General features: G+C 67.2%; 23 protein-coding genes. 11 read left to right on the top strand and 12 right to left on the bottom strand.

Features of this window, described 5'->3' with window-relative positions; translation table 11 throughout:
- Positions 1-80 precede the first annotated feature (80 nt).
- Positions 81-476 (top strand): VOC family protein, encoded by a 396-nt coding sequence (locus IRG63_RS00540; protein WP_193508873.1) that lies wholly within the window; start codon positions 81-83, stop codon positions 474-476.
- Positions 477-506: 30 nt separating this feature from the next.
- Here the strand turns inward: IRG63_RS00540 and IRG63_RS00535 are convergent, their stop codons facing one another.
- From IRG63_RS00535 to aroA, 8 genes are all read right to left on the bottom strand, one after another.
- A complete protein-coding gene (locus IRG63_RS00535; protein ID WP_370566141.1) occupies positions 507-1,070 on the bottom strand; it encodes a VOC family protein in 564 nt (187 codons plus the stop codon).
- Positions 1,071-1,275: 205 nt separating this feature from the next.
- A complete protein-coding gene (locus IRG63_RS00530) occupies positions 1,276-2,304 on the bottom strand; it encodes a zinc-dependent alcohol dehydrogenase family protein (protein ID WP_193509528.1) in 1,029 nt (342 codons plus the stop codon).
- Between the two features lie 45 nt (positions 2,305-2,349).
- Positions 2,350-3,930, bottom strand: coding sequence for an MDR family MFS transporter (locus IRG63_RS00525; RefSeq protein WP_168627912.1), 1,581 nt, complete (start codon positions 3,928-3,930; stop codon positions 2,350-2,352).
- Positions 3,927-4,541, bottom strand: a complete 615-nt coding sequence (locus IRG63_RS00520; protein ID WP_168627911.1) for a TetR/AcrR family transcriptional regulator — start codon at positions 4,539-4,541, stop codon at positions 3,927-3,929. Before IRG63_RS00520 ends, IRG63_RS00525 begins: the two co-directional genes overlap by 4 nt.
- Positions 4,542-4,671: 130 nt before the next feature.
- Entirely contained in the window at positions 4,672-5,145 is a 474-nt protein-coding gene (locus IRG63_RS00515; protein WP_193508870.1) for a septum formation family protein, read from the bottom strand.
- 12 nt (positions 5,146-5,157) lie between these two features.
- On the bottom strand, positions 5,158-5,946 hold the full coding sequence (gene hisN, locus IRG63_RS00510) for a histidinol-phosphatase (RefSeq protein WP_193508869.1): 789 nt from the start codon (positions 5,944-5,946) through the stop codon (positions 5,158-5,160).
- Positions 5,947-5,951: 5 nt separating this feature from the next.
- Complete coding sequence (rsgA, locus tag IRG63_RS00505; protein WP_193508868.1) at positions 5,952-6,977, bottom strand: ribosome small subunit-dependent GTPase A; 1,026 nt, start codon at positions 6,975-6,977, stop codon at positions 5,952-5,954.
- Between the two features lie 7 nt (positions 6,978-6,984).
- On the bottom strand, positions 6,985-8,379 hold the full coding sequence (gene aroA, locus IRG63_RS00500; protein WP_193508867.1) for a 3-phosphoshikimate 1-carboxyvinyltransferase: 1,395 nt from the start codon (positions 8,377-8,379) through the stop codon (positions 6,985-6,987).
- A 116-nt stretch (positions 8,380-8,495) separates the two neighbouring features.
- Here aroA and IRG63_RS00495 point away from each other — a divergent pair, with 116 nt between their 5' ends.
- Positions 8,496-9,119 carry a sigma-70 family RNA polymerase sigma factor gene (locus IRG63_RS00495; RefSeq protein ID WP_193508866.1) on the top strand — a complete coding sequence of 208 codons (624 nt, stop codon included), beginning with the start codon at positions 8,496-8,498 and terminating at the stop codon, positions 9,117-9,119.
- Positions 9,116-9,358, top strand: coding sequence for an anti-sigma factor (locus tag IRG63_RS00490; protein WP_168627905.1), 243 nt, complete (start codon positions 9,116-9,118; stop codon positions 9,356-9,358). Before IRG63_RS00495 ends, IRG63_RS00490 begins: the two co-directional genes overlap by 4 nt.
- Positions 9,359-9,442: 84 nt before the next feature.
- Here the strand turns inward: IRG63_RS00490 and IRG63_RS00485 are convergent, their stop codons facing one another.
- Complete coding sequence (locus tag IRG63_RS00485; protein WP_193508865.1) at positions 9,443-10,066, bottom strand: NADPH-dependent F420 reductase; 624 nt, start codon at positions 10,064-10,066, stop codon at positions 9,443-9,445.
- A gap of 92 nt (positions 10,067-10,158) precedes the next feature.
- On the opposite strand from IRG63_RS00485, the gene IRG63_RS00480 reads away from it, so the two are divergent.
- On the top strand, positions 10,159-10,665 hold the full coding sequence (locus IRG63_RS00480; protein ID WP_193508864.1) for a MarR family transcriptional regulator: 507 nt from the start codon (positions 10,159-10,161) through the stop codon (positions 10,663-10,665).
- Here the strand turns inward: IRG63_RS00480 and IRG63_RS00475 are convergent, their stop codons facing one another.
- On the bottom strand, positions 10,666-14,556 hold the full coding sequence (locus IRG63_RS00475; RefSeq protein WP_193508863.1) for a multifunctional oxoglutarate decarboxylase/oxoglutarate dehydrogenase thiamine pyrophosphate-binding subunit/dihydrolipoyllysine-residue succinyltransferase subunit: 3,891 nt from the start codon (positions 14,554-14,556) through the stop codon (positions 10,666-10,668).
- Positions 14,557-14,689: 133 nt separating this feature from the next.
- On the opposite strand from IRG63_RS00475, the gene IRG63_RS00470 reads away from it, so the two are divergent.
- The 4 genes from IRG63_RS00470 to IRG63_RS00455 all read left to right on the top strand — a co-directional run bounded on the left by IRG63_RS00470 (position 14,690) and on the right by IRG63_RS00455 (position 19,953).
- Complete coding sequence (locus IRG63_RS00470) at positions 14,690-16,129, top strand: GuaB1 family IMP dehydrogenase-related protein (RefSeq protein WP_193508862.1); 1,440 nt, start codon at positions 14,690-14,692, stop codon at positions 16,127-16,129.
- A 68-nt stretch (positions 16,130-16,197) separates the two neighbouring features.
- Entirely contained in the window at positions 16,198-17,511 is a 1,314-nt protein-coding gene (locus IRG63_RS00465; RefSeq protein WP_193508861.1) for a hemolysin family protein, read from the top strand.
- Positions 17,508-18,554: a hemolysin family protein gene (locus IRG63_RS00460; RefSeq protein ID WP_168627899.1), complete on the top strand. Its 1,047-nt coding sequence runs from the start codon at positions 17,508-17,510 to the stop codon at positions 18,552-18,554. Before IRG63_RS00465 ends, IRG63_RS00460 begins: the two co-directional genes overlap by 4 nt.
- A gap of 67 nt (positions 18,555-18,621) precedes the next feature.
- Entirely contained in the window at positions 18,622-19,953 is a 1,332-nt protein-coding gene (locus IRG63_RS00455; RefSeq protein ID WP_193508860.1) for an HNH endonuclease signature motif containing protein, read from the top strand.
- Between the two features lies 1 nt (position 19,954).
- Here the strand turns inward: IRG63_RS00455 and IRG63_RS00450 are convergent, their stop codons facing one another.
- Entirely contained in the window at positions 19,955-21,061 is a 1,107-nt protein-coding gene (locus tag IRG63_RS00450) for an NADH:flavin oxidoreductase/NADH oxidase (protein WP_370566140.1), read from the bottom strand.
- A gap of 79 nt (positions 21,062-21,140) precedes the next feature.
- Here IRG63_RS00450 and IRG63_RS00445 point away from each other — a divergent pair, with 79 nt between their 5' ends.
- The 3 genes from IRG63_RS00445 (at position 21,141) to IRG63_RS00435 (ending at position 24,075) form a co-directional block, all read left to right on the top strand.
- Positions 21,141-21,950 (top strand): ADP/ATP-dependent (S)-NAD(P)H-hydrate dehydratase, encoded by an 810-nt coding sequence (locus IRG63_RS00445; RefSeq protein ID WP_193508859.1) that lies wholly within the window; start codon positions 21,141-21,143, stop codon positions 21,948-21,950.
- A gap of 453 nt (positions 21,951-22,403) precedes the next feature.
- Complete coding sequence (locus IRG63_RS00440) at positions 22,404-22,670, top strand: hypothetical protein (RefSeq protein ID WP_168627896.1); 267 nt, start codon at positions 22,404-22,406, stop codon at positions 22,668-22,670.
- Positions 22,671-22,764: 94 nt separating this feature from the next.
- A complete protein-coding gene (locus IRG63_RS00435) occupies positions 22,765-24,075 on the top strand; it encodes a glycosyltransferase 87 family protein (protein WP_193508857.1) in 1,311 nt (436 codons plus the stop codon).
- Here the strand turns inward: IRG63_RS00435 and IRG63_RS00430 are convergent.
- On the bottom strand, positions 24,072-24,746 hold the full coding sequence (locus IRG63_RS00430; RefSeq protein WP_168627894.1) for a response regulator transcription factor: 675 nt from the start codon (positions 24,744-24,746) through the stop codon (positions 24,072-24,074). The genes IRG63_RS00435 and IRG63_RS00430 overlap by 4 nt on opposite strands.

Raw genomic sequence — 24,746 nt, 5'->3', positions numbered from 1 at the left:
CCGCCGGTTTGACGGTTTTTCGAGGTTGCATGACTGTGGGTTCCGTTCCGTGGGACCGAGCCGTGAAATAAGGTCGGGGGATGACCGGTCTAACTCCGTACCTTCACTTCGATGGAACCGCCCGTGAGGCGCTTACCTTCTACCGCGACATCTTCGGCGGCGAGCTTGAACTGCACACGTTCGCTGACTTCGGCCGCACCGACGGCCCTAGGGATGCCATCGCACACGGCGAGCTGAGCGGCAGCGTTCAATTGTTCGGCGCTGATGCAGGCAAGGACGATGTACCCCTGAAGGTGCAGGGAGTCATGTTCTCGCTGCTGGGCACCGCCGACCCGGCGACCCTCGAATCCTGGTTCGCTGCCCTGGCCGAAGGCGGCGAAGTGAAGGACCCGCTGCAGGAGCGACCGTGGGGCGGGCACGACGGCCAGGTTGTGGACGGCTTCGGTGTGCCGTGGCTCATCGGCTACGAGGTCTGAACAGTCTGTCGCGCTGACGGGCGGAATCATTCACTCATAGGTGTCTGTCCACGCCGCGATGTCGACTCCGTGGTTGTCGGGTGAAGCGAGCGTCCACCACATCGGAGCACGGGAGTCATCGGCGAGGCGGCCGCCGGCGGCAAGTGCGGCGGCGACCCGGTCCTGCGCCCGATCGGCCGGAACGGAAACGTCGATGTGAGTCCGGCCGCGAGCGCGCGCATCCCGCTTGTTCGGCTGGAACGACAACTGTGGACCACGGCGCAGCGGATCGATCGAGTCGTACTCGCCCGAGATCTCGTATCCCAGTGCTGCCGTCCAGAACGGCCGGGTGTCGACGTCCGAGTGCTGGGCGACAGCGATGTCGACGCATTGGATGAGCGTTAGATCGGCGCGCAACGACAACTCCTTGGCGGCAACAGACACCGCCGCCGCGAACTCGGCCGCACGCGCTGTGATGCTGTCGGCGCCTCGGTACGGGACACGGACGACAATCGCCTCCGGCCGCAGATCGACATCCGGCTCGATCGAGAGCCGATCGGACTCCGCCACGATCGCAGGCACAAGACGCGAGGCATGAGCGAGTGATTCTGACACGAACACCGCCTGCGGTCCCCAGGCAGTCACGCGCCATTCCGTCACACCGGCTTGGCGATGGAACTCTGCCGCTGACAAACCCGGAGAACCGCCTTCAGTTGTGCTCATTTGGCTACCCCTCTGCGCTGGATGACCTAGACCGTACGTGTCAACGGCAGACACAGTAGCTGAGGCAGGCGAGGTCAGCCTCTGGGCGCCGCTGACCTCATGGCACGATCACGGTCATCCCGGGATGCCCGCCGGCGTCCATCGTTGCGAGCGCATCTGGGGCCTCCTCCAGCGTGATCGTGCGTCCGACCAGCACTGTCGGGTCGATGCGACCCGAGCGAATCGCCTCCAGCATCGCCGGGTACTCGTGCGCCGCCATCCCGTGGCTGCCGAGCAGCTCCAGTTCGTTCGCGATCACCAGATCCATCGGCATCGGCGCAAGCGAGTGCTCCGCGAGCATCAGCCCGACCTGCACATGCCGCCCGCGCTTACGCAGGCTGCGCACCGAGTTGAGGCTCGTCGCGCTGCTCCCGTAGGCATCCAGCGACAGGTGCGCGCCGCCATCCGTCGCCTCTCGCACCGTGGATGCGACGTCACCGTCTCCGCGTACCGCGACAGCGCCCAGACCTTCGGCGAGCGCCAGCGCATCCGCCGACACATCCACCGCAACCACCCGCGCCCCCGCCGCGACCGCGATCATGATCGCCGACAGCCCGACACCGCCGCAGCCGTGCACCGCCACCCACTCGCCGGCCTGCACGCGACCCTGAGTCATGACCGCGCGATACGCGGTCGCGAACCGGCACCCGAGCGCCGCCGCGGACACGAAGTCCTGCCCATCTGGCAACGCGATCAGGTTGGTGTCTGCCTCGGCGATCGCCACGAGGTCGGCGAACGAGCCCCAGTGCGTGAACCCTGGCTGCTCCTGGTTGTCGCACACCTGCTGGTTGCCGGCCAGGCACTGCTCGCACCGCCCGCACGCGCAGATGAACGGCACGGTCACGCGGTCGCCGGCCTTCCACCGAGTGACCTCGGCGCCGACCTCATCCACGACGCCGGCGAGCTCGTGGCCGGGAACGTGGGGGAGCCGGATGTCGGGGTCGTGTCCCATCCAGCCGTGCCAGTCGCTGCGGCACAGCCCGGTCGCCTCGACCCGGATCACCGCACCGGTCGGCGCGCACACCGGCGCCGGCACATCCGTCACCGCAGGTAACTGACCGAACTCACTGAACAGCACCGCGCGCATTCGCACCCCCGATTTCTTCCCCCACAGTAGCGAGGGCGCTGAGGGTCAGTCGTCGCGCGACGTGATCTGCAGATTGCCCTCAGCCACGGCCTCGGGCATGATGTCACGCTCAATCGTCGTAGCCAGCGGGACTTCCTTCACAAAGAACAGCAAGATGACAGCGACCACCGCGAGCGGCACCATGAACAGGTACAACGGCATGAGCGCGTCGTTGAAGCTCAGCACAACGACGTCATAGATCGGAGCAGGCAGCGCGGCCAGCGAATCCGGCGTGAGCGAGTTGACGCCGCCTGTCGCCGCTTCCGCATCCGGCAGGCGCTCGCCCAGCAGGGCGACCAGCCGCGACGTGAACACGCTGCCGACCACCGCGCTTCCGAGCGTCGCACCGATTTGCCGGAAGAAGTTGTTCGCAGCAGTCGCGGTCCCGACCTGCGAGTTCGGGAACGAGTTTTGCACGATCAGCACCAGGATCTGCATGCCCAGCCCGAGGCCGATGCCGAACACCGCAATGTAGGCGCAGAACAGCCACACCGAAGTCTGCGGCGTCAGGGTGCTGAGCAGCGCGAGGGCGACCGCGACGAGCACGGTGCCGACGATCGGCATCCACTTGTACCGCCCGTACTTGCTCACCAGCACGCCGGAGCCGACGGATGCGATGAGCAGCGCCCCCATCATCGGGATCATGAGCAGTCCGGCTTCGGTCGCATCCGCACCGACCGTCATCTGCAGGTAGGTGGGCAGGTACCCGATCGCGCCGAACATCGCCACGCTGGTCAGCAGACCCGCGATCGTGGTCAGGTTGAAGTTGCGGTCACGGAACAGCGACATCGGGATGATCGGCTCCGCGGTGCGGCGCTCGACGAGCACGAACGCGATCGCGGTGACCACGGTCGCGATGATCAGCCCGATGATCACGGGGGAGTCCCACGCGAAGTCCTTACCGCCCCAGGATGCGACGAGCACCAGCGACGTGGTGGAGGCCGCGAGCAGCGCCATGCCCCATCCGTCGATCTTCGGACGACCTGTCCGCGGCCGGTGCAGATGCAGCAGGAACACCGCCGCCGCGAGCGCCAGCACCCCGAGCGGAAGGTTGATCCAGAACGCCCAGCGCCATCCTGGACCCTCGGTGATCCAACCGCCCAGCAGCGGGCCGGCCACCGATGACACCGCGAACACCGCTCCCATCGCGCCCATGTACTTGCCGCGCTCGCGTGCGGGGACAACGTCCGCGATGATCGCCTGGGACAGGATCATCAGCCCGCCGCCACCGAGCCCCTGCACAACGCGAGCCGCGATTAGCCAGTTCATGTCGCCTGCGAGAGCGCCGATTACCGAGCCGGCCATGAACAGCGAGATCGCCGCGATGAGCAGTGACTTGCGCCCGATCAGGTCGCCGAGCTTGCCGTAGATCGGCATCACTATGGTCGACGCCAGAATGTACGCCGTCATCACCCACAGCATGTGCTCGACGCCGTTCAGCTCGCCGACGATGGTCGGCATCGCCGAGCTGAGCACGGTCTGGCTGAGGGAGGCGAGCAGCATCGACAGCATGAGGCCGATGAACAGGAGGATGATGCCGCGCCGGGAGTCGCTCGACTGCTTGCGCGTGGTGGTGCCTGTGGTCATTGGAGTGAGCGGGTTACCTCTCGAAGTGTGTTGAGCATGTCGGCGATTGCCGAGTCGGTATCAGGGGCGGCGGATGGGTCCGCCAGGAGCTTGCGCACCGCGAGTCGAACGACGCCACTGGCGATCATCACGAGCACGGCTGCCGCGTCGCCCGGATCGGACGCGTCAGAGTATTCTCCTGACGCGCGCATCCGCTTTGCGACGGCCGACGCGATGCGCAGCTCGATCGCCAACATCCTCGCGAACCGGTCTCGGAACAGCTCCGGATGCTCAAAGAGCAGCCTCCGACGTTGTTGCAACACCTCGTTGTCGGACGAGACGAGCACGTGGCGCGCCAATTCGACGAGGTCGGCCAGCAGTTCGCCGGTTCCAGCTACGAAGGCCGCCAGCTGCTCATCCGTCGGCTGTTCCTCGTGGAAGCCGAGGATCGCGTCGTCCTTGGTCGCGAAGTAATTGAAGAAGGTGCGCGCCGAGACTCCGGCCTCGGCGCTGATCGCCGCGACAGTCGCCGCATCCGGGCCGAGCTCCGCGGCTTGCCGCAGAGCAGCCCGGTGGATCGCCTCGCGGGTCTCACGCAGCTTGCGCTGCCGGAGCCCCTCGTTCGTCGTCACTCCATGAATTATTGCACAGAGTGCAATCTTGCATCACCTGCAACCTTGCGGCAGCCTTACCTGCGCATAGGTTTGTGCCAATAGCAAGGGAACAATCGCTTGCCTATGGCACAAACCTCTGCCGAAGGGGCTAGGACTGCGGTCCGGCGTTCTTCACGCTGCCCTTGCGCTCGCCCTCGAGGTCGACCACGAGGCACAGGATCTCGCGGTCGTCGGCGTCGTTCCAGGTCTCAGTCGTGGGCACGAAGTAGCTGTAGTCGAGGCTGCCGCTCTGCTCCCAGGAAGCACCGATGTAGTCCTCGAACGCGACGAAGCACTCGTCCTCCGCCTGCCCGACGACCTCATCCTCACCGGGGTAGTCGCCGTCTTCCAGGATCACGCTCTTGGTCACCTCGTAGAGGTGCGGTTCGCTGCATTCGACGATGGGAACATCCGCGACCTCGTCGTTCACAAGCGTGCCCTCGTTGAAGCAGTCGCCGACCTTGAGGGTGAAAACATTGTTGCCACCGCCGAGGAGCCCGCCGATCACGCTGCAGCCGCTCAGAGTGACGGATGCTGCCAGAACAGCGGCGATTCCGAGGACACGACGGCTGGGGCTAACCATGAAAAAAGGCTCCTAATCGACTGTGAATGTGGCGAGAACCGCCTCGTGGAGTCTACCGTTCGTCGCAAGCGCCGAGCCGCCCCACGGTCCCTCCTCACCGTCGATCGAAGTCATCGTTCCGCCCGCCTCGTGGATGATCGGGAACAGCGCCGCCATGTCGTACGGCTGCAAACCGAACTCGCCGGCGATGTCGACCAGACCCTCCGCGACCATCATGTACGGCCAGGCGTCGCCGTAGTCGCGCGTGCGCCACACGCGACGCGTCAGCCCGAGGTAATTCTCGAGCCGACCGGCCTGCTCGAACCGGTCGATCCCGCTCATCGCCAGTGAAGCATCTGCCAGCTCCGGCACGGCGGAGACCCGGAGGCCGCGCTGCGCACCGTCGCGGTCGGTCGTGTAGGCGCCGTGGCCGATTGCTGCCCACCAGCGCCGTCCGAACGCGGGCATGCTGACGACGCCGACCACCGGATAGCCGTCCACCGCGAGCGCGATGAGCGTCGACCACACCGGGACGCCGCGCAGGTAGTTGGCGGTGCCATCGATCGGGTCGATAATCCACTGCCTGCGCGCCTCGCCGACGGTGCCGTACTCCTCCCCGAGGATCGAGTCCTCCGGCCGAGCCTGGGCGAGCTCGTGGCGGATGGCCTCTTCGACAGCCTGGTCCGCATCCGTCACCGGGGTGCGGTCCGGCTTCGTGTCGATGCGGAGATCAGTGGCGCGGAACCGCACGAGCGAGATCGTGTCGGCGAGGTCCGCGAGCCGGAGGGCCAGTTCTAGATCGTCTTCGGAATGACCGTTCACGACTCTCAGGTTAGCGTCGCGAGCAACCGCTGCAGGGAGTCGAGTCGTTTCGCCCCGAATTCACCGAGCCGACCCTCCTCCACCCGCTCGATGATCGCGCAGTCCGGCGCATCCGGAAGGTGGGTGCAGCCGCGCGGGCACTCCTCGGCGACCTCCGCCAGGTCGGTGAACGACTTCAGGATGTTGTCGGGGTCGACGTGACCGAGGCCGAAGGAGCGGATGCCGGGGGTATCGATGATCCAGCCGGTGCCGACCCGGTACGAGACGCTCGACGACGAAGTGTGGCGGCCGCGTCCGGTCACGGCGTTGACGTCACCGGTGGCGCGGTTCGCATCCGGCACCAGGGCGTTCACGAGTGTCGACTTGCCGACTCCGGAATGGCCGACAGCGACCGCGGTGTTCCCGGAGAGCAGGGAGCGGAGTTCGGCCAGCGGGAAGGCGTCCTGGGAGCTTTTGACCACCGTCAAGTCGAGGCCGGCGAAGTTCGCGAGGAACGGCTCCGGGTCGGCGATGTCGGTCTTGGTGATGATGAGGATCGGCCGGATGCCGGCGTCGAAGGCCGCCACGAGGTAGCGGTCGACCAGCCGGGGGCGCGGTTCCGGATCCGCCGCCGCGACGACGATGAGCATCAGGTCGGCGTTGGCGACTATCACCCGCTCCACCTCGTCGGTGTCGTCGGCGCTTCTGCGCAGCACGGTGTCTCGGGGCTGGATGCGCACGATGCGGCCGAGGGTGCCCTCGTCGCCGGTGGTGTCGCCGACAACATCGACGCGGTCACCGGTGACGATCGCCTCCTTGCGCAGCTCGCGCGCGCGAGTGGCGGTGAGGTCGCGTTCGTCGTCGGTGCCCTCCGCGATGAGCACCCGGTAGCGTCCGCGGTCGACCGCGAGCACGCGCGCGGTCAGCGCATCGCTGTGCTCGGGCCGGATCTTGGTGCGAGCCCTGCTTCCCTTCGGATTCGGGCGCACCCGAGCCTCGTAGTCGGCGTACTTGTCGTCGTCATCGTCGTCGACGTCGGTCAGCCAACTCATCGGCGGCTCACATCAGCCCCAGGTTCAGCGGGTCGACCGGCTTCGCGCTCGGACGGATCATCTGCTGCCACAGTTCCGGGAACTCCGGGAGGGTCTTCGCGGTGGTGCCGATGTCGTCGATCGCGACTCCGTCGACCGCGAGCCCGATGATCGCGCCGGTTGTCGCCATCCGGTGATCCTCGTAGCTGCGCCAGAGGCCGCCGTGCAGCGGCTGCGGGTCGATTGCGAGTCCGTCCTCAAGCACGGTGACCTTGCCGCCGAGCGCGTTGACCTCGGTCGCGAGCGCGTCGAGGCGGTCGGTCTCGTGGCCGCGGAGGTGGCCGATGCCGGTGAACCGGCTCGGGCCGTCGGCGAGTGCCGCGAGCGCGACCAGGGCGGGCACCAGTTCGCCGCCGAAGCTCAAGTCCAGCTCGACACCGTGGATGGTTCCGGAACCCTCGACGGTGAGGTTGCCGTCGGATCGCGTGACGACGCCACCGAAGAGCGGCAGCAGCCGCTCCAGTTCCGCGCCGACCTGGCTCGTCCCATCCGGCCAGTTCTGAACAGTGACGGAACCGCTCGCGACCAGCGCGGCCGCCAGGAATGGTGCCGCGTTGGAGAGGTCCGGTTCGAGGGTCACGCCGAGACCGGCGACCGGGCTGGGCGGCACGATCCACACGCCGGGGCTCGGGTTCTCGACCCTGACGCCGCGACCGGCGAGGGTTGCGATCGTCATGTCGATGTGCGGCAGGCTGGGCAGCTTGTCGCCCGTGTGACGCAGCTCCAGTCCGTTGTCGAACCGGGCGCCGACGAGCAGCAGCGCGGAGACGAACTGGCTGGATGCCGACGCGTCGACCTCGATGGTGCCGCCGGCGACGCGTCCGGTGCCGTACAGGCTGAATGGGAGGGTGCCGCGACCGTCATCCGAGACCGAGACGCCGAGGCGGCGCAGCGAATCGATGGTCGTGCGCATCGGCCGCTTGCGTGCGTGCGGGTCGCCGTCGAACGCCACCGGCCCGAGAGCGAGCGCCGCCAACGGCGGGACGAACCGCATCACCGTGCCCGCGAGACCGCAGTCGATGGATGCGCCGCCGCTGAGCTCGCCGGGGGTGATCACGAGATCGGGCCCGTACTCGCCGGTGCCCGGTGTCTCTTCGATGCCGACGCCGAGGGCCTTGAGCGCTTGCACCATGAGCGCGGTGTCGCGGGAGTGGAGCGGGGCGCGGAGCCGCGACGGCCCGGATGCGACCGCAGAGAGCACGAGCTCACGGTTGGTGAGCGACTTCGAGCCGGGGAGCGAGACGTGCGCGCTCAGCGGCCCGGCGGAACGCGGCGCATGCCACGGTCCGTTCTCGGTCGCGTCGTCTGGGTCGTCGTTTCCGTACGGATTGAACTCAGGCTTGGAATATCTAGAAGTCAGCATCGGTTATCAGGGTAGTATCCCGCCGCTAAGAAAGGCCCAGTGTGACCGCGATCCTCGCACCCGATGCGCCACCATCCACGGTGGATGTTCATGCTCTGGAACTAAGCTTGGCGGCGATGACAAGCACGGATAACGCGGAGCCCACCCCCGTCGACGATAACCGCCTGCGGGCGCTCTTCGAGGAGCAGGCAATCCCGTTCATGGATCAGCTGTACGGCGCCGCCATGCGCATGACGCGCAACCCGGCCGACGCGGCCGACCTGGTGCAAGAGACGTTCGTGAAGGCGTTCGCCGCCTTCCGCCAGTTCAAGCAGGGCACGAACCTGAAGGCCTGGCTGTACCGCATCCTCACCAACACGTACATCAACAGCTACCGCAAGAACCAGCGCAACCCGTACCAGGGCACCATTGACGAGCTTGAGGACTGGCAGCTGGGCGGGGCGGAGTCCGCCACCTCGATGTCGTCACGCTCGGCGGAGGCCGAAGCGATCGACCGCATGCCGGACTCGGCCGTGAAGGAAGCGCTGCAGTCCATCTCCGAGGACTTCCGGCTCGCGGTCTATTTGGCCGACGTTGAGGGCTTCTCCTACCAGGAGATCGCCGACATCATGAAGACTCCGGTTGGCACCGTGATGAGTCGCCTGCATCGTGGCAGGCGGATGCTTCGCGAGCTGCTTGCCGGCTACGCGCGGGGTCGTGGGCTCGCGACCGCTGCACAGGTTTCGGGAGAGAAGAAATGACCGACTGCGGATGCGAGAAGGCCAAAGCCGAACTCGAGGAATACCTTCACAACGAACTGTGCCGTGAGGATGTCGCCGACATCACCGAGCACATGAAGTCATGCGATGACTGCTCCGCAGAGGCGGAAGTGGGTCGCGTGCTCATGCAGGCGATCCAGCGCGCCTGCCAGGAGAAGGCACCCGCGGATCTGCGCTCGCACGTGCTGGAGCGCATCCGAGAGGTTCAGTCCTCCCACTGAGCGACGCGCCCGTTCCGGACGGTCGCGGCAGGTGCGCCGGGCGCGGATGTCCGGAGCGGGCGCGTTCGCCCGCAGCGGGACCGATCAGTCAAGGATGACGATCGCCGACTGGAAGTTGGTGCCACGCGTGAACTGCAGCTGCATGTGCAGCCAGGCGATTGCTTCCATGACCGAGGCCTGAGCAAGCGCACCGATGTCGATCACCCGGAACCCGGTCTTGTCGCCGAATTCAGCGACCTCAGCCTTGGCATCGGCATCATCGGCTGCGATGAACAGGTCAAGCTGGTGACCGTTTTTGGTGCCCGCGATCACATTCGGAGCGAAGACCGTATTGAACGCCTTCACGACCCTCGCGTTTGGGGCGAGCTTCTGAATCTCTTCGGCACCGGATGTTCCCGGCGCAGTAGCAAGGCCCGTGAAGTCATCATTGATCGGGTTCGACGAATCGACGACCACCTTGCCGGTGAAGCCATCGAAGGCCCTGACCAGCTCGGGCGCGGCGGAGAATGGGACCGCGAGGAACACCAGTTCACCGTGCACCGGTCCGCCGATCATCGCGGTGGTGACATTGCCGCCGAGCTCTCCAGCCAGCGCGTTGCCCTGTTCCTGATTGCGCACAAGGAGTTGGACGTCGTCACCGGCGGCGACGGCACGAGTGGCGATACCGCGGGCGACGTTACCCGCTCCGACGATGCTGATCGTGGTCATGCGATGCTCCCACTTCGTTGATCGACCGTCGCCGAGATACCCGACCGTCACCCGTTTGTTTGAACATTCAAGTAAAAAGCTAGAATGGATACGTGACCGACGAGCAGAAGCCCTTCCGCTGGCTGAACGACCGCGAGCAGCGCGCGTGGCGTGCGTACCTGGTGGCGTCCGGCCAGTTGCAGCAGCTGCTCGATCGAGACCTGCAGCGCAAATCCGGCATGCCGCATGCCTACTACATGATCCTCGCGATGCTCTCCGAGGCGCCGGATCGCGCTCTGACCATCAGTGACCTTGCCGACGTCCTTCGGTCATCCGTCAGCAGGCTTTCGCACGCCGTCCGCAAGCTCGAGGAACTGGGCTGGATCCGCAAGGACGCCGACCCCGCGGACAAGCGCGTCACTTACGCGTGCCTCACCGACGAGGGAATGCGCGTGCTGGTCGATGCGGCTCCCGGCCACGTCACCACCGTCGTCGACCACGTCTTCGATCGACTCACCGACGCGCAGGTGGAGCAGCTCTACGAGCTCTCCGCTGCGATCCTCGCCGGCGTTGCGCCCGACGAGGAACCGGAGAAGGCTCTCCGGCCCCTCACCGACTAGCTACAGGGCGAGCGCGCGGTCCAGGATGTCCGTCTGCTCCTGCGCACTCCGCTTCGACGAGCCGGTTGCGGGTGACGCCGATGCCGGACGGCAGACGACGCTCAGGTCGCGCTTGCCGACGCGCAGCAACTCGATGCAGATGAACGGCCAGGCGCCCTGGTTCTCCGGCTCTTCCTGAACCCAGACCAGCTCAGCATTCGGGTACTGGCCGAGCACCGAGACCAGTTCGCGCAGCGGCAGCGGGTAGTACTGCTCAACGCGGACAAGCGCGATGTCGTTCTGCACGCCGCGCTTCTCGCGCTCCGCGAGCAGGTCGTAGTGCACCTTGCCCGAGTGCAGCAGCACCTTCTTGACTGCCGCCTTGTCGGCGATCGTCTGGTCGTCGATCACCGGCTCGAAGCGACCCGAAGTGAAGTCCGCGACCTCGCTCGTGGCGCCGCGCAGGCGGAGCATCGACTTCGGCGTGAACACGACCAGCGGGCGACGGGGACGCGCGTACGCCTGCCTGCGCAGCAGGTGGAAGTACGAGGCAGGCGTCGACGGGCGTGCAACGGTCATGTTGTTCTCGGCGCACAGCTGCAGGTAGCGCTCGATGCGTGCGGACGAGTGGTCAGGACCCTGGCCCTCGTAGCCGTGGGGGAGAAGCAGCACAACGCTTGAGCGCTGGCCCCACTTCTGCTCCGCACTCGAGATGAACTCGTCCACAATGATCTGCGCACCGTTGGCGAAGTCGCCGAACTGTGCCTCCCAGAGCACGAGCGCGTCGGCACGCTCGACCGAGTAGCCGTACTCGTAGCCCATCGCCGCGTACTCGCTGAGCAGCGAGTCGTAGATCCAGAAGCGCGCCTGGTTCTCGCTGAGGTTCGCGAGCGGCAGCCACTCCTGGCCGTTCTGACGGTCGTGGATGACCGCGTGACGCTGCACGAAGGTACCGCGACGCGAGTCCTGACCGGCGAAGCGCACCGGGGTGCCCTCGACGACCAGCGATCCGAGCGCGAGGAGCTCGCCGAACGCCCAGTCGATGCCGCCGTTGCGGCTCATCTCGACTCGCTTGGTGAGCAGGTTCTGGATCTTCGGATGCACGGTGAACCCGGCAGGCGGGTTGGCGTGTGCGTCGCCGATCGTCGTGATCACGCTCGGGTCGACACCGGTGGTCTCCGGTTCCCCGGCGGCGTCGTCCTGCTGCGAGTCCGGACGCTCCAGGTCGGATATGGCGTTCTCGTCCTGCGAGATGACCGGGATGGAGCCGGTCTGCGCCGCGTGCGTCTCGGCGAACGCGCGCTCGAGGCGGTCCTGGAAGTCGGCCTGCGCCGCCTCGTACTCCTCCTGGGTGATGTCACCACGACCGACCAGGGCCTCGGCGTACAGGGTACGCACGGAGCGCTTGGCCTCGATCAGGTTGTACATCAGCGGCTGGGTCATCGACGGGTCGTCGCCCTCGTTGTGGCCGCGGCGGCGGTAGCAGACAAGGTCGATGACGACGTCCTTGTGGAACTCCTGGCGGAACGCGAACGCCAACTGCGCGACACGCACGACCGCCTCCGGGTCGTCCCCGTTCACGTGGAAGATCGGTGCCTGGACGGTCTTGGCGACATCCGTCGAGTACACCGAGGTGCGTCCCTCGTTCGGAGGCGTGGTGAAGCCGACCTGGTTGTTGACGACGATGTGCACGGTGCCACCGACGCGGTAGCCGCGCAGCTGCGACATCTGCAGCAGTTCGACCACGATTCCCTGGCCGGCCATCGCCGCGTCGCCGTGGATGACGAGCGGGAGCACGCGGAAGCTGCCGATCGGCTTGCGGTCCTGCTTCGCCCGGACGATGCCGGATACGACGGGGTCCACCGCCTCGAGGTGCGACGGGTTGGCCGCGAGGTAGACCGGGATCTTCTCGCCGGTCCCTGAGGTGAAGGTGCCCTCGGTGCCGAGGTGGTACTTCACGTCGCCGGAGCCCTGAACCGTGCGCGGGTCCTGGGTGCCCTCGAACTCGCGGAAGATCTGACCGTAGGTCTTGCCTGCGATGTTGGTGAGCACGTTGAGGCGGCCGCGGTGGGCCATGCCGATGGCGACCTCCTCGAGGTTCGCCTTGGCTGCCTCGTGCAGCGTCGAGTCGAGGAGCGCGATGAGCGACTCCGCTCCCTCGAGGCTGAACCGCTTCTGCCCGACGTACTTGGTCTGCAGGAACGTCTCGAACGCCTCCGCCTCGTTGAGCTTCGCGAGGATGCGCATCTGCTCGTCGTGGTTGGGCTTCTTGTACGGCGTCTCGACGTGATCCTGGATCCACTTGCGCTCGGTCGGGTCCTGGATGTGCATGTACTCGATGCCGACCGTGCGGCAGTACGCGTCACGAAGCATCCCGAGCACATCGCGCAGCAGGGCAGCGCGCTTGCCGCCGAAGCCGCCGACCACGAACTCGCGGTCGAGATCCCAGAACGACAGTCCGTGGCTCGCGATGTCGAGATCCGGATGCGTGCGCTGACGGTACTCGAGCGGGTCGACGTCGGCCATCAGGTGGCCGCGCACGCGGAACGAGTTGATGAGCTCCTGCACACGCGCGGTCTTGTCGACCATGTTGGCCGGGTCGATGTGGATGTCCGGCGCCCAGTGGATCGGGTCGTACGGGATCCGCAACGCGGAGAAGATGCCCTGGTAGAAGCCGCGCTCGCCGGTGAGCAGCTCGTGCACCTTCTTGAGGAACTCGCCGGAGCCGGCGCCCTGGATGACGCGGTGGTCGTAGGTCGAGGTCAGCGTCACGGTCTTGCCGATCGCCAGATCGGCGAGCGTGGTCGGCGACATGCCCTGGAACTCGGCCGGGTAGTCGAGGGCACCGGCGCCGATGATGCTGCCCTGACCGCGCATCAGGCGGGGGACCGAGTGTTCGGTGCCGATGCCGCCTGGGTTTGTGAGCGAGATCGTCGTTCCGGCGAAGTCGTCGGCGGTGAGCTTGTTGGCGCGAGCCTTGCCGACCAGCGCCTCATACTCGGCGAGGAATTCGCCGAAGCCCATGGTGTCCGCACGCTTGATGTTCGGGACGAGCAGCGCGCGGCTGCCGTCGGGCTTCGGGATGTCGATCGCGAGGCCCAGGTTCACATGAGCCGCCTGCACGAGTGACGGCTTGCCGTCGACCTCCTCGTAGTAGACGTTCTGGCTCGGGAACTCCTTTGCGGCCTGCACGATCGCCCACCCGATGAGGTGGGTGAACGACACCTTGCCGCCGCGGGCGCGCTTCAAGTGGTTGTTGATGACGATGCGGTTGTCGATCATCAGCTTCGCCGGGACCGTGCGCACGCTGGTTGCGGTCGGCACCGTGAGGCTCTGATCCATGTTGGTCGCGAGCGACTTGGCCATGCCACGCAGCGGGCTGACCTTGTCCTGGGGCTCTTCTGCGGGCTCCTCAGGGGTCTTGTCGATCGGCCCTGTGGGCGGCACCTCGGCCGGAATCGGCTGGGGCTTCGGCTCAATCGAGGTGGTCCTCGCGATGGGCTGGCTGCCGGCCGGGGCCGGCGCAACGGCCGCCTGGACGTCAGCCGGTGCGGCCTCCATGACCGCTTCGGGGATCGCGGGCTCGCCGGTCACCTGCTGCTCCGGATGCCCGGGCTCGGTGGCCTGCTCCGGCGCAGGGGCCGGTGCGGGCGCTTCCTGCGTGGCGGGAGCCGGTGCGGCGGTGCTCGACGCCGAGGTCACCGGTGCGGCATCCTGCGGGGAGGCTGCCGTCTGCCCAGCGTCCTGCTGGTCGACCGGCTTGTAGTTCTCGAGGATGGGCCACCACGACCGGTCGACCGAGTTCTTGTCCGCGAGGTACCGTTCGTACATCTCGTCGACGAGCCACTCATTGGCTCCGAACTCGCCCGAGGATGCATCCTCCGGGGCCAACCCTGTTTCCTGGCTTGACACAGCCGACCGCCCACTTTCATTGTCACTGCTGAGTGCTCTCGCGCGTGGCCTCCGAGCGGCCACATAGTGGTCAAGCGTAATCGGTTTGACTGCTCTCTGCCGACGGGCAGGGCGAGAGGCTAGCCTTAAGAACATGAGGTTTTACGAAGCGGCTCCGACCCACGATCTGACCTACTCGGACGTGTTTCTCGTGCCGAGCCGGTCGGACGTGACCAGCCGCCTCGATGTCTCCCTCGCGACCGATGACGGCACGGGTGCGACCATCCCCCTCGTCTCGGCGAACATGAACTCGGTCACCGGTGCTCGGCTCGCAGCGACGCTCGCCCGCCGTGGTGGTCTGGGCGTGCTTCCGCAGGACATGCACCTGCAGGAACTGGACACCGCGATCCGGTGGGTCAAGGACCAGCCGGTCGCCTACGACACCCCGATCGAACTGCACACGGGTGACACCGTGGCGAAGGCGCTGGGGCTCGTGCCTGCCGCAGCAGGACACGGCATCGTGCTCCTCGACGGTGGTGGCAAGTACGCGGGCTGCATCGACGCATCCGAATTGTTGAAGGCGATGCCGGATGCGCGGCTCGGCGACCTCGTGCGAGACAACCTTCCGGCGATCGACGTCGAAGACGTCGGGGACCCGCGCGAGGCATTCGACCTGATGATCGCGGCGGACCTCGCGTTCGCCCCGGTCATGCGGCACGGCGCGGTCGTGGGCACACTGAGCCGCACGAGCGCCCTGCGTTCGACGCTGTACCAGCCGAACGTCGACGCCGACGGCAAGCTCAAGGTTGCCGCAGCGCTCGGCATGAACGGCGATGTCGCGGCCAAGGCGCGTGCGCTCGCCGGCGCCGGTGTCGACGTGCTGGTTATCGACACCGCGCACGGGGCTCAAGACGGCATGGTCAAGGCAGTCCAGACCGTGACGGCGCTTGGTCTCGGTGTGCCGATCGTGGCAGGCAACGTGGTCACCCCGGATGCGGTGCGGGACCTCGCCGACGCCGGTGCGACCATCATCAAGGTCGGCGTCGGACCCGGCGCCATGTGCACGACCCGCATGATGACGGCCGTCGGCCGTCCGCAGTTCTCTGCCGTGCTGGAGACCGCGGCCGCCGCGCGAGAGGTCGGTGCCTCGGTGTGGGCGGACGGGGGAGTGCGCTACCCCCGCGACGTAGCGCTCGCTCTCGCCGCAGGGGCGGCATCCGTCATGATCGGCTCCTGGTTCGCCGGCACCATCGAGGCGCCGGGCGTCCTGCAGCGCGACGACGACGGCAAGCTGTACAAGGAGAGCTGGGGCATGGCCTCGACCAAGGCTGTGCACGAGCGGTTCGACCGGCTCGACGCCTACGAACTCGCGCGGAAGACGCTCTTCGCCGAGGGCATCTCGTCTTCCCGCATCTACCTGGATCCGCAGCGCCCCTCCGTCGAGGACCTGATCGACATGATCACATCCGGCGTGCGCTCATCGATGAGCTACGCGGGCGCGCGCAGCATCCCGCAGTTCCGCGACCGCGCGGTTGTGGGCCTGCAGTCCGCCGCGGGCTACGAGGAGGGGAAGGCCCTGCCGGTCGGGTGGTAGTAAGTCCCTAGCTATACTCGATCGAATAATGGACGACCCCCCTTATAGTTGCCGGGCCGGTGGCACCCATGTATGAGCTGATCATGCTTGGGATCGGGCTCCTGCTGACCATCGGTACCGGATTCTTCGTCGCCTCCGAGTTCTCCCTCGTCAACCTCGACCGCTCCGAGCTTGAAGCTCGCGCCGCTCGGGGTGAAAAGGGCCTGAACATCACCATCGGTGCGCTCAAGATCACCTCGACGCACCTTTCCAGCGCACAACTCGGCATCACGCTGACCACGCTGCTTACCGGCTACACCATGGAGCCGGCGATCAGCTCGCTCCTCAGCGGGCCGCTGGAATCGCTCGGGCTGAGCGAGGGAGCCGTCCGCGCTGTCGGCAGCGTCATCGCCGTTCTGATCGCAACACTCCTGTCGATGATCGTCGGCGAGCTGGTGCCGAAGAACTTCGCGCTCGCGCTGCCCCTGCGCACGGCGAAACTCGTCATGCCGTTCCAGGCCGGTTTCACCTGGCTGTTCCGGCCGGCGGTGGTGCTGCTCAACAACACTGCGAACGTCATCCTGCGGGCCTTCGGCATCGAGCCGAAGGAGGAGCTGTCCTCGGCGCGCACCGCGGAAGAACTGCGGTCACTCGTGCGGCGAAGCGCGACCCAGGGCAGCCTCGACGCCGACACCGCGACGCTGCTCTCGCGCACTCTGGTCTTCAGTCGCCGCAACGCCGGCGACGTCATGACCCCGAGGCCGCGGGTCTCGAGCGTCGACCGCTCCGACTCCGCCGACAGCGTCATCGAGCTCGCCCGCAAGACCGGGCTCTCGCGCTTTCCGGTGATCGACGACAGCGTCGACGACGTCGTCGGTCTGGTGCACGTCAAGCAGGCGGTCGCGGTGCCGCGCGAGCGGAGACCGGATGTGCCGGCATCCGCCCTCAAATCGGACGCGCTTCGCGTGCCGGAAACCATGAAGCTCGACACGCTGCTCGGTGAGCTGCGCGGTCGCGGCTACCAGATGGCGGTCGTCGTCGACGAGTACGGCGGCACCGCCGGCGTCGTCACCCTCGAGGACCTCGTCGAGGAGCTGGTGGGCGAGGTCGCCGACGAGCACGACCGCACCCACGCGGGCGTTGTGCGCTCACGCGACGGGGTGACCTTCCCCGGCATCCTGCGACCGGACGAGCTGCTGGAGCGCGCCGGCGTGCGAGTTCCGGATGACGGACCGTACGAGACCGTCGCGGGCTTCGTGATGAGCGAACTCGGCCGGCTGGCCCTGGTTGGCGACACCGTTGCGACCGACGCGGGCGAGTTCCGGGTCGAGCGGATGGACGGACGCCGCATCGATCGACTGCGCTTCACACCGAACCCGCCCGAAGGCGGTGAAGAAGAATGACCGACTGGTGGGGAATCGCCTGGCTGGGCATCCTGTTGCTGATAAACGCGTTCTTCGTCGGCGCCGAGTTCGCGGTCATCTCCGCGCGGCGCTCCCAGATCGAGCCCAGGGCGGAGGCAGGCAACCGCGCGGCCAAGACGACACTGTTCGCGATGGAGCACGCGACCCTCATGCTGGCGACCAGCCAACTGGGCATCACGGTGTGTTCGCTGCTCATCCTGAACGTGTCCGAGCCGGCCATCCACCACCTCCTCGAGATCCCGCTCCAGCTCACCGGCTGGCCGGAGGAGGTGATCGGCACGATCGCGTTCGTCATCGCCCTCCTCGTCGTGTCGTACCTCCACGTCGTACTCGGCGAGATGGTGCCGAAGAACCTGTCGTTCTCCATGCCCGACCGGATGGCGCTCGTGCTCGCGCCGCCGCTGGTCGTCGTTTCGAAGATCTTCGCGCCCGTGATCGTCGCGCTGAACGCGACCGCGAACGGTGTGCTCAGGCTTTTCGGGGTGACCCCGAAGAGCGAGGCGACGAGCTCGTTCACGATCGACGAGGTGGCGAACATCGTCGCGCAGTCGACTCGCGAGGGCGTGCTCAAGGACGACTCGGGCGCGTTGAATGCCGCGTTCGAGTTCACTGAGAAGAAGGCGCGCGACATCGCCATCGGCATGGAGCAGCTGGTGACGCTCCCCGAGGCTGCGACGCCGAGCGAGGTCGAGCGTGCCGTCACCCAGCACGGCTTCTCGCGGTACGTGCTCGTCGATGGTGAGGGCGAGCCGACCGGTTACCTGCACCTCAAGGACGTCATCGACCTCGAGGACGACGACGAGATCGACGAACCGGTGCCAGCCAAGCGCATCCGTCGCCTGATCTCGGTGTTCCAGGATGCCGACCTGGAGAACGCGCTTGCCGCGATGCGACGCTCCGGCGTGCACATCTCGCGCGTCTTCGACGAGCAGGGCATGACGCACGGGGTGCTGTTCCTCGAGGACATCATCGAGGAACTCGTCGGCGAGGTGCAGGACGCGACCAGGCGGAAGCTCGCCTGACGGCTTCTTGTGGATAACTTCCGACCTCCGCAGTCGGAATGTCGGTGGCCGGGTGTCCACTGAATACATGGAGAACTTCACCGGCAGCAGCGACGAGGTCGAGGCCTCGATTCGGCGCCGCTCGCTGGCCGAGCTGGGGTGGAACACGTTGCCGGCCGAGGAGGTCGAGACGAGATTCCGGGCTCTCGTAGCCGGGCTGGTGGAGGAGCATCCGATCGACGCCGGCATCCAGCGGGTGGCCTTGCTGCAGGCGAGGAAGGCGCAGTTGGAGGCCGAGGAGGCCCGGGAGCTGGCGGCGCTGGCTCGCCTATACGTGGCTGAAGAGGGCCCGGGCGCGCGGATAGACCTGGTTTACCGGTCGCTCGCGGCCGAGCTGGCGCTGGCCTGCCGGGTGTCCGATCGCACCATGGAGTCGCGGATCCTGCGCGCCGAGGAGCTGGTCGACGAGTACCCGGCAACGCTGCAGGCGTTGGAGACCGGGAGCATCGGCATCGGCCACGCCCGGGTGATCGTCGAGTGTGGTGATGCGATCAACGATCCGGAACTTCGCAGCCAGTACGAAGTTGCCGTCGTCGAGCGGGCGGTGAACATCACCCCCGGCCGGTTACGGCGGCTGGCGCGGCAGGCGGCCGAGAAGCTGGCCGCGGTGACCTTCGAGGAGCGGCACCGGAAGGCTCGGGAGGGCCGCTCGGTGCGCATGTTCGAGGGCGTCGACGGGATGTCGGAGCTGGTGCACACCGTGCCGACCGTGTTCGCGGTGGCGATGTTCGACCGGCTCACCGCGCAGGCCAAGGCGGTCAAGGCCGCCAACCCGGCAGACGCCCGCACTCTGGATCAGGTGCGTGCCGACCTGGCCTGCGAGCTGGTGCTCACCGGGCAGCCCTCGGGCGACCCGGATGCCCCACACGCCGCCGGGATCGGCATCCGCCCGGAGGTGTCGATCCTCATTCCGGTCCTCACCCTGCTCGGCGAAAGCGACGAGCCGGCGAGCATTGCCGGACGCGGTCCGATCGGGCTGGACGATGCCACCCGGCTGGCCGGGAACGCGCCCAGCCTGATCCGGGTGCTCACCCATCCGGTCAGCCAGCAGGTGCTGGCGGTGGACAGCTACCGGCCGTCCAAGAAGCTGCGCCGCTACCTGCACCGCCGCGACGGACGATGTCGATGTCCGTCCTGCGCACGGCCGCCCGGCGACTGCGACCTCGACCACACCACCGCCTGGCAACACGGCGGCAAGACGGAGGCCGGCAACCTGGCCGACCTGTGCCCGAACCACCACACCATCAAGCACCTACCCGGCTGGAGCGTGAACCAGATAAGCCCCGGCGTGCTGGAATGGACCAGTCCTCACGGCGTCACGGCGATTGACACGCCCGATACACCCGTCACCTTCCAGTGAGTCAGGCGCGCCACTTCGCTCGCAGGTACTGGTTCGGCCAGTAGTCGATCTCGACACCGAGCTCGTGCGCGGCGCGGAGCGGGAAATGCGGGTCGCGCAGCAGCTCGCGCGCCAGCATCACGGCATCGGCCTGTCCGGATGCGACGATCTCGGCCGCCTGTGCGGGCTCGGTGATGATCCCGACGGCACTGACCGGCACGCCGGCGGTCTCGCGAACCGAGGCCGCGAACGGCACCTGATAGCCGGGACCGACCGTGATCTGCTGATCGGGGTGCAGGCCGCCGCTGGAGATGTCGAAGAAGTCGGCACCGGCGTCGGCCGCCCACCTGGCGACGGTCGCCGTCTGCTCGGCATCCCAGCCGCCCGGGACCCAGTCGCTCGCCGAGAAGCGCACGAACAGGGGTGCGTCGCCGATCTCGTCGCGCACGGCACGCGTGATCTCGAGCAGCAGGCGCGCCCGGTTCTCGAGAGTGCCGCCGTACTCGTCGGTGCGCTGGTTCGAGAGCGGGGACAAGAACTGGTGCAGCAGGTAGCCGTGGGCGGCGTGCACCTCGACAAGGTCGAAGCCCGCACGCATTGCCCGACGGGCGCCCGCCCGGAACGCGGCCACGATGTTCCGGATTCCGTCGCGGTCGAGTTCGGTCGGGGTCGTGTACCCGTCGAAGGCGATGGCTGACGGTGCGACGGTCTGCCAGCCGCCGTCCCCTGCGGGCACCGTACCGTGCTCGGTTTCCCACGGCCGGTAGGTGGAGGCCTTCCGCCCGGCATGGGCGAGTTGGAGGCCGACGACAGCGCCCTGAGCCTTGGCGAACGCGGCAATCGGTGCCCAGGCATCCGCTTGCTCGTCGGTCCAGATGCCCGTGTCGTGAGGGGAGATGCGTCCGTCTGCGGTGACGGCCGTGGCCTCGGTCATGACGAGCCCGGAACCGCCGACAGCGAGCGAGCCGAGGTGCACAAGGTGCCACTGGCCGGGCACACCGTCCGGGGTTGAGTACTGGCACATCGGGGAGACCCAGATGCGGTTGCGGAAGGTGACGTCCCGGATTGTGTAGGTGCTGAAGAGCGCCCGCCCGGCGGATGTGGGGTCACCGCCGTCGGCTATCTCCACGTTCGATGGTGCGGTATCCGTCGCTTCGGTTCCTGACAATTTCTGGTCACCTTTCTTTGTTCCAAACTATCGTGAGTCCATGACCGAGTTCGCCGGGTGGAGCGCCGCTGAGGCCCGCGACTGGGTCGCCGTGCCGTTGCCGCGTGACGACAAGTATTCGCGTGGCGTGCTCGGCGTGCTCACCGGGTCGCATCGCTTTCCCGGGGCAGCGGTCATCGGGGTGGATGCCGCGCTGCACACGGGCGTCGGCATGGTCCGCTATCTGGGGCGGGAGCGCGCCACGGACCTGGTGCTCGCGCGGCGGCCAGAGGTGGTAATCACCGAGGGCCGGGTTCAGGCGTGGCTGATCGGCTCCGGGATGGACGCGGAGGCCGTCGAGACCGCGAGTGAGGACCTGGTCGACGCACTCGAGTCCGGCGTGCCGCTTGTGATCGACGCCGGCGCCATTGACCTGGTGCGGAGGGTGTCGTCGCCCGCGATCATCACCCCGCACGCGGGGGAGCTTGCGCGTCAGCTCGGCGCCGAGCGGGCTGTGGTCGAGGGGGATGGCGCGCGTGCCGCATCCGTCGCCTCCCGCCGCTTCGGAGTTACTGTGCTGTTGAAAGGCAACACCACCCACGTCGCCGCCCCGAATGGCGTTCATCTCGCGGTGAAGTCGGGCTCGACCTGGCTCGCGACCGCGGGGACCGGGGATGCGCTCGCAGGCATCGTCGGGGCGCTTGTCGCCACGCACGCCGACGAGGTGGCCTCGAACCCGTCGGCCCTCGCGCGATTGGGGGCCACTGCCGCCGTGGTGCACTCCATGGCGGCCGAGCGCTTCGCTGGGCCGTTCACGGTGCTGGACCTGAATCGGGCGGTGGCCGACGTCATCGCCGAGCTGATCGCCTAGCTCGACCGCCGAACGCGGGTCGAACTTCCACCCGCCCCACGAATTCGACCCGCGCGTGGAAGGTGCACCCGCGCGAGCAGAAAGATTTCGTGACACGCGTGAAATAAGGGTTGCCCTCAGCTACCGTTCCCCGATACGGTGTTCCCCGCGCCAATTACAAGAAAGGAGCCGAGCGTGATTACAAACACAACGGGAATGCCCCGTACAGCTGCCGCCGGCTTCGTCGGCGTCCTCACCGCATAACGGCTGACAGATTCCGCTGCCGGCTCAGACGGTGGTGACGCTCTCGAAGCCCAGTCGGCCGGGCAGCCTCTTGCTCGGCTGAGCACCCCTCTCCACGACGCGTCTTGTCGGATGTCGTCGCTCCCATTTCGCCGCCACGAGCGGCATCGTCGGACAGCTCCCGCGCGCCCACAAGCGCGCCCGCGGTCCGCAACCAGTGAGGCTAAACAAATGAACTCGACCATGACGACCATCCGGTCTCGCCATGAAAACCCGCCCGAACAGGCGCGGGTGCACGACCTTCGCCCGGTTCGCCGGGTGAGCACCCTCGACCGACTTGCCCTGCACGTCGGTCTCGCTCTCATCACGTACGGTCGCCGCACACTCCACCAGGAGTCGCGCGAGCGCCGCGCCAACCGGGTCGAACTGCGCCTCGCTCACCTCGAGCGCGAGCGCGATTCGGAACGGATGCTGCGGCTCACCATGCCCGTTCGCTGATGCGCGGTATCACGACCGCCGCCGGAGGTTCGCTCCGGCGGCGGTCTTTCGCGTCTTTCGAGTGCGAGGATGCCCCACGGCTACGCTTGAGCCGATGAAATTCACCAGCGGCATCGCGCACCGCGCTCGCAGCCCGATCGTGCTGTGGGTGGCGTTCATCCTCGTGCACCTCTGGCTCGGCGTTTTGAACCTCACCGCCGACGGAATGCCGCTCGGCGACGTCACGCTCGTCTACCGGTACTGGACCGACCAGGTCCGTGCCGCCGACTTCTGGGTGGGCATCGACGCCGAATGGGTATACCCGATCCTCGCGATCTTCCCGATGCTGGCGGTCACGATCTTCGGGCCCGAGAACAACGAGGGCGCATGGCTGACGCTCGTCCTGACCTTGAACGCCGCAGCCTTCGCCGCGATCATCGGATGGCGTGCCCCGGCGCGCAGGCCGCTCGCCGCCTGGTGGTGGCTGGGATTCCTGGTGCTGCTCGGACCCATTGCGATGGGGCGCATCGACGCCATCACGATCCCGCTCGCGATCATCGGCGTGCTGATCGCAGTGAAGCATCCGTTGGCCGCGACCCTGCTCTTCACCGTCGGCGCGTGGATGAAAGTCTGGCCAGCGGCACTCGTCTGCGCGCTCGTCGTGACCCTCAGGGACCGCTGGCGCATCCTCGGCACCGCCATCGGAATCAGCGCGGCCATCATCGGAGTCGCGCTCCTCTACGGCAGCGGCGCGAACGTGCTCAGCTTCCTCTGGCAGCACACCGGCCGAGGACTGCAGGTCGAAGCGGTCGTCACCACACCCTGGCTGTGGCAGGCGTTCGCGGGCCAACCGGACACCGAGGTCTACTACAGCCACGACATCCTGACCTACCAGGTGAGCGGCGCCGGGGTCGAGGTGCTGAGCGCGCTCATGACGCCGCTGCTAGTACTCGCGGTGCTCGCCCTCACTCTCACCGCCGTGCTCGCGGTCAGCCGCGGTGCGCAGCCGACCGACCTGATCGCGCCTCTGTCGCTCGCTCTCGTGACCGCGCTCATCGTGTTCAACAAGGTGGGCTCGCCGCAGATCATGAGCTGGCTCGCGCCGCCCGTGATCCTCGGTCTGGCGCTGGGTGCGCGCGGTGCTGGCCGCTCGTTCGGCATCCCCGCGATCCTGAGCCTGGCGATCGCGGCGCTGACCCAGGTGATCTACCCGTACCTGTACGGTTGGTTGCTCGCACTGGACCCAGCGATGCTTGCCGCCATCACCGTGCGCAACGCGATGCTGATCGTGCTGCTCGGCTGGTCGGTCGCGGTGCTCGTGCGGCTCGCGGCCGGTCCGCCGCGCCCGTTCCGGTCATCCGCGCCCGGTGCAACTGCAGCGGATGACCGCAGCGAGCGCGGAAGCCTCGACGCGACCCGGGGCTAGAACCCGCCGGTCGGCTCCGGAGTCTGCAGCAGGATGCCGTCCTGGATGGCGCGCTTCCGCAGCGCCACCTTGGTGCCCACGTCGATGCCCGCGACGCGGTACTTCTCGCGAATGCGCTTGAGGTACGACTTCGCGGTCTCCTCCGAGATGCCCAGCTGGAACGCCACAGCCTTGACCGGCTCGCCGCCGCCGTACAGGGCCATCACCCGACGCTCCTGCGCGCTCAGCTTCGGCGCCCCACCGACATCGTTGGCGTTGAGAGCGAGATCGAGTTCCGCCGAGATGTACGACTCTCCGGCGTGCGCCGCGCGGATCGCCTCGACGATCATCGACGCGTCCTCGCTCTTCACCAGGTAGCCGAGCGCACCGGCACCCAGCGCCTCGCGCACCACGTTGGGTTCGGAGTAGGTGCTCATGAGCACGGTCTTCACACCAGTGGTCTTCAGGGTGGAGATCTTGAGGGACACCGGCAGGTCGTCCTTCAGGTCGAGGTCGAGTAGGACGACATCGACGGGGAACTGCGGATGCGTGAGCAATTCGGGCCAGGTCGTCACTGCCGCGACCATCGAGATGTCATCCGCAGCGTTGCGAATCCACTCGGTGAGCGCCGAGAGCAGCATCCGGTGGTCGTCGACAAGGGCGAGTCGAATGGGTGCTTCTGCTGTTGCCAC

Origin of the sequence: Cryobacterium sp. BB736 (assembly GCF_014980265.1) — a bacterium.
In the GTDB taxonomy this organism is placed as follows: domain Bacteria; phylum Actinomycetota; class Actinomycetes; order Actinomycetales; family Microbacteriaceae; genus Terrimesophilobacter.
The sequence above is the reverse complement of the archived record's forward strand: the minus strand, read 5'-3'. Positions and strand labels throughout refer to the sequence as shown.